Origin of the sequence: Rhodococcus sp. (in: high G+C Gram-positive bacteria), assembly GCF_049286785.1 — a bacterium.
GTDB lineage: Bacteria > Actinomycetota > Actinomycetes > Mycobacteriales > Mycobacteriaceae > Rhodococcus_F.
Window position 1 is genome coordinate 1 of sequence record NZ_JBAQEO010000095.1, and the last position, 5,015, is coordinate 5,015.

4 protein-coding genes and 1 pseudogene are annotated in these 5,015 nt (G+C 67.2%); all 5 read right to left on the reverse strand.

What is annotated here, in order from left to right:
* Positions 1 to 90: 90 nt before the first annotated feature.
* Positions 91 to 1,263 (reverse strand): annotated as a pseudogene (locus tag WAW17_RS03690) (IS1380 family transposase); the annotation flags it as partial.
* 122 nt (positions 1,264 to 1,385) lie between these two features.
* Entirely contained in the window at positions 1,386 to 2,459 is a 1,074-nt protein-coding gene (locus WAW17_RS03695; protein WP_422331660.1) for a YeiH family protein, read from the reverse strand.
* The gene (locus WAW17_RS03700; protein ID WP_422331661.1) at positions 2,449 to 4,032 is read right to left on the reverse strand and encodes a long-chain-fatty-acid--CoA ligase; all 1,584 of its coding nucleotides are present in this window, start codon (positions 4,030 to 4,032) and stop codon (positions 2,449 to 2,451) included. The genes WAW17_RS03695 and WAW17_RS03700 overlap by 11 nt, the downstream gene beginning before the upstream one ends.
* A 13-nt stretch (positions 4,033 to 4,045) precedes the next feature.
* Positions 4,046 to 4,729, reverse strand: coding sequence for a CoA transferase subunit B (locus tag WAW17_RS03705; protein ID WP_422331662.1), 684 nt, complete (start codon positions 4,727 to 4,729; stop codon positions 4,046 to 4,048).
* Positions 4,726 to 5,015: CoA-transferase (locus WAW17_RS03710; RefSeq protein ID WP_422331663.1), on the reverse strand; the 290-nt coding region annotated here is incomplete at its 5' end. The genes WAW17_RS03710 and WAW17_RS03705, both read right to left, overlap by 4 nt.

Below are 5,015 nucleotides of genomic sequence, written 5' to 3' on the forward strand. Positions count from 1 at the left end.
GCATCGAGTTGACGGTGGTCGTGGACTGACCGCGCTCAGTCCTCGGCGACCCGGCAGTTCCTCGACGACCGCGGTCTGACCGAGGATGGGCACCCATGCGGAGTTCGCCCCGAAACGCCCCGACGGCATGTGCGCAAGGGGCCCGTCGATGAGGTCGGCGAAGACGGTCTCAATGATCGCATGCCCGCGGTGGGTGACGTCGGCGGTGGCCGTCGGCAACGTGCTGACGGCGGAAGAACGGGTGGTACCGCCACACCGGGAACAATGCATCGGGGTAGCGGGCGTCCTTGACGCGTCGCACGATCAACCGAGCCGTGACCGGAGTGTTGGTGGAAGCGAAAGCCGTGTAGGTGGTTTCGGCAACTTCGGCGTCGGAGATTCGGAGATCCAAACTCCGTGTCCGGGTCGCGGACCGCTCCGGGGTAGCGCACGGGTGTCCACGCGTCGTCGGCGATGGTGTCGATGGCTCTCTGGACGGCGGTGTTCTTGGCCATCACGACCGAGAAGTCGACCTTCGATCGCAGGCAGGCGGAGATGACCGAGCATGTGCCGTAGGCGGAATCACCGCGCACCAGGACGTTGCCTGATGCGCCCGCTTTCCGGGCGGTGATGACGGCCTGGGTGACCATCCGACCTGCACCTTTAACCGGAACCAGCTTTTCCTGCTCGCAGCCGCATGCCGGCGACTACCGGTGCCGACCCGGCAGTGCTGATCGTCGTCGCGAGCGGGGACAGGCCTTTGCGGAGGATCTGTTTGCCGGCGATCTTCGCGTGCCCGTAGGAGGCTCCTTGTTTGGCGTGGCCGTAGACCGGACGCAGCAGCGAGTCGATGTCGATGAACGCACGCTCGGCCAGTCCGGGGAGGATGTCGGCTCGGGCTGTGAGTTCGATGAGGTGTTCACGTATCACCGATTCGAGTTGGCGACCGTGGCCGAAGGTGAACTCGCGCAGCAAAGTTCCCACCGTCGAGGGGGCGTACAGGTTGTCGAAGAGGTGCTTCATGCCACCCGCTCGCAAGATGTCGATGTCGTCGATGCAATCAGCTCCGGCGCACATCCCGGCTATCAACGTGGCCGGTTTCGGTGCCGGGTTTGCGGCACCCGACGCGATCTTCGGATCAGCGATCGAGACCTTGTCGGCGAGCAGCTCCCGCAGCCTGGTCTGGTCGGCCAACACCATGACCGACACCAGACCTGCAGAGGACACGAGGTTGTTCTCGTCGAAGACGGCCGGGCCCTCGACGAATTTGTGGGACACTTTCACCGGAAGTGCCTTTCCTGGAGTGGACCGATTTGCTGTGTGAGAACTCAAATCATCCCAGTTCAGGAGGCACTTTCTTCAGTTCGACACTCGGCTACCCAGCAGATACATCGGTGGATCGAGGCTTAGGCCACCAGCCACACACCGACCAGTGCGACGAGCACCACCCACAGGGTGGACGCGGTGGCCAGGACGAACGGCCGCGGACCGACGGAGCGCAGCAGGCTCACCCGTACCCCGAGGCCCAGCCCGAACATCGCCGTGGTCAGCAGCGCCGACTGTGCGACCTTGGCCTGGTCGATCACGGCATCGGTCAACAGACCCGACGAGCGCACCGCCACCAACGCGAGGAATCCGATCACGAACACCGGCACCAGCGGCGGCTGCTTGCCGGCCGTCTTGCCGCTCGCCTCCCCGCCCGGAGCCCGACGCCGCTGCAGGACGCCGAGGTACGCCATCACCGGGGCCAGCATCAGTACGCGCGCGAGCTTGACCACCGTGGCGACGGCGAGCGCGCCGCCACCGATCACACCGCCGGCCGCTACGACCTGCGCGACCTCGTGGATCGAGCCGCCGGCGAACATGCCGGCCTCCCGGTCGTCCATCCCCAGGGCCTGCGTCAGTAGCGGAATCGCCGGGATCATCAGGGTGCCGAAGATGACGACCAGTGCGATCGAGGTGAGCAGTTCCTCCTCCTTCGCGTCGACGACACCGTCTGCGGCGGCGACCGCGGCGGCGCCGCAGATCGAGAACCCGCATGCAATGAGCACCCGTTGGGTCCAGGACAGCCCGAGGAGCTTGCCCACGTACATCGTCCCGGTGATGCCGAGCACGACGATGGCCACCACGACCGCGATCACGCCCCAGCCCAGCCCGACGATGTCGCTGAACATCAGCTGGAGTCCGAGAAGGGCGACGCCGGCACGCAGCAGGCGCTTGGCCGAGAAGTCCAGGCCGGGTTTGATCCAGGCGGGGATCGAGACCAGATTGGCCGCGAACGCCCCGAGGACGATCGCGATCAGCATCGGGTTCACCGCCGGCACCAGCCAGCCGATCGCCATCGCGACCGCGGCGCCGACGGCGCACAGCGCGACACCGGTCGCCAGGGCGGCCGCGCGGGGGCGCACCGGACCGTCCGGGCTCTTCTCGAGGCTTGCGACCGACTGATGGTCGGGGGTCACGTGCAGATCACTGGACATACCGAGCACCTTGCTGCTCCAGAGCCGGTGCGACGAGTTCGCGTTTGAGGATCTTGCCCGTCGCGGTCATCGGCAGCACCGCGGTGAACTCGATCGACCGCGGGTACTTGTATCCCGCCATCTGATCCCGGCACCAGGCGATCAGCTCCGCCTCCGTGACCTGCCTACCCGGTTCGAGGATGACGAATGCCTTGACCTCCTCGCCGTGGCTCTCGTCGGGGACGCCGATCACCGCTGCGAGCGAGACCGCGTCGTGGGTGATCAGCACCTCCTCGATCTCTCGGGGGTACACGTTGAACCCGCCGCGCACGATCAGATCCTTTGCGCGGTCAACGATGTAGTAGAAGCCGTCCGCGTCCCGTCGAGCCAGGTCACCGGTGCGCAGCCAGCCGTCGCGCAGCACCTCGGCGGTGGCCTCGGGGCGTCCGAGATAGCCGGACATCACATTGTGCCCGCGCAGCGCGATCTCCCCGACCGCGTCGACGTCGGTCACGGTGTTCCAGTCCTCGTAGACGAGGCGGGCCTCGACGCCCCACACCGGTACGCCGATCGACCCCGGCCGGGGCTCTCGCTCCGGGTCGCTGAACAGGGCCAGCGGCGAGGTCTCGGACAGCCCGTAACCCTCCAGGATCTGCACGCCAAAACGTTCGGCGAACTGGGTCAGGATCTCGACGGGCAGCGCCGCGCCGCCCGAGATGGCCCGGCGCATCGTCCCGGCGATCCGGTCGACGTCCACCCCCTCATCGAGGGCTCCGAGCAGGCCCCAGTACATCGTCGGCACACCGGCGAACACGGTGATGCCCTCGTCCGTCATCAGCTTCAGTGCGGCGCGCGCTTCGAATCGCGGCAGCAGCACCAGGGTGGCACCGACCGACAGTCCCGCGTTCATCGTCACGGTCTGGCCGAAGGAGTGGAACAGGGGCAGGGTGACCAGGTAGGTGTCGTGGCGGATCGGGTTGCTGTCGAACAGACGGTTCGCGGTCACCGCGTTCATCACCATGTTGGAGTGGGAGAGCTCGGCACCCTTCGGCTTTCCGGTGGTGCCGCTGGTGTAGAGGATCACCGCCGTGTCGTTCGGCCGGCGCACCGCCGCGGAGAAGTTCCCCGAGACGCCCGCGAGCGCGGTGTCGAGACCGTGCACGCCGGCGGCGTCGGTGCCGGGATCGGCACCGGCGACAAACATGTCCCGGCACTGCGGTACCGCCGCGAACCCGGCCCGGCCGAACTCGCCGATCGGCAGGTCCGCGCCGCCTTCGAAGCAGAAGTAGGCCCGGGCGCCGGAATCCTCGAGATGGTAGGCGATCTCGCGGCCCTTGAGCAGGATGTTCAGCGGCACCACAACGGCGCCGGCCTTGACGATGCCGTAGTAGACGATCGCGAACTCGGGCACGTTCGGGAAGGACAGCGCGACGGTGTCGCCCGGCTCGATTCCCCGCTCTATCAGCAGGTTGGCCACCTGGTTCGATCGGGCGTCGAGCTCGCCGTAAGTGATTCGGGTGTCCCCGAGGACCAGTGCAACGCGGTCCGGATAGCGGCGGGCAGAATCCTCCAGGAGGACGGACAGATTGAGCATCGTCGGGTCGCTTTCAGTCGGCGGTTCGGGCGGCGGGTTCGGCGATCGAGGTCAGGGGCGCGTCGGTGGCGTCTCGGACGTCCTGTTCCGAGACACCGGGGGCGCACTCGCGCAGCACCAGACCGGCGTCGGTGACGTCGATGACGGCGAGATTGGTGATGATGCGATGCACCACCGCCTGACCGGTCAGCGGAAGGCTGCAGGTGCGTACCACCTTCGACGCGCCGGACCGGTCGGTGTGCTCCATCAGCACGATGACCTTCCGTGCCCCATGCACGAGGTCCATCGCCCCGCCCATGCCCTTGACCATCTTCCCGGGGACCATCCAGTTCGCCAGGTCACCGCCCTCGGACACCTGCATACCACCGAGCACGGCCACGTCGATGTGTCCGCCCCGGATCATCCCGAAGGACACCGCCGAGTCGAAGAACGACGCACCCGGGACGACCGTCACGGTTTCCTTGCCCGCGTTGATCAGATCGGCGTCGACCGCATCCTCGGTCGGGTAGACGCCGGTACCGAGGATGCCGTTCTCGCTGTGCAGGGTCACCTCGATGCCGGCGGGCAGATGGTTGGGAATCAGCGTCGGCAGGCCGATGCCGAGGTTCACGTACTCCCCGGTGGTCAGTTCTGCCGCCGCCCGAACCGCCATCTGCTCGCGGGTCCACCCCGACAACTCGGTGAGCATGGTCGTCATGCCGGCACCCCTTCCGCCCTCGTGACAGTGCGCTTCTCGATCTGCTTGTCCTGCTTGCCCGTACACACGATGCGGTCGACGAAGATGCCGGGCCGCTGTACCGTCGCGGGATCGAGCACACCGGGCTCCACCAGCGTCTCGACCTGGGCGACGCACACCCGGCCGGCCCTCGCGGCGAGCGGGTTGAAGTTCCCTGCCGCCAGGTTGAACACCAGGTTGCCCGCGGTGTCCCCCACCGCGGCGTGCACCAGCGCGTAGTCGGCCGTGATCGACTCCTCCAGCACGT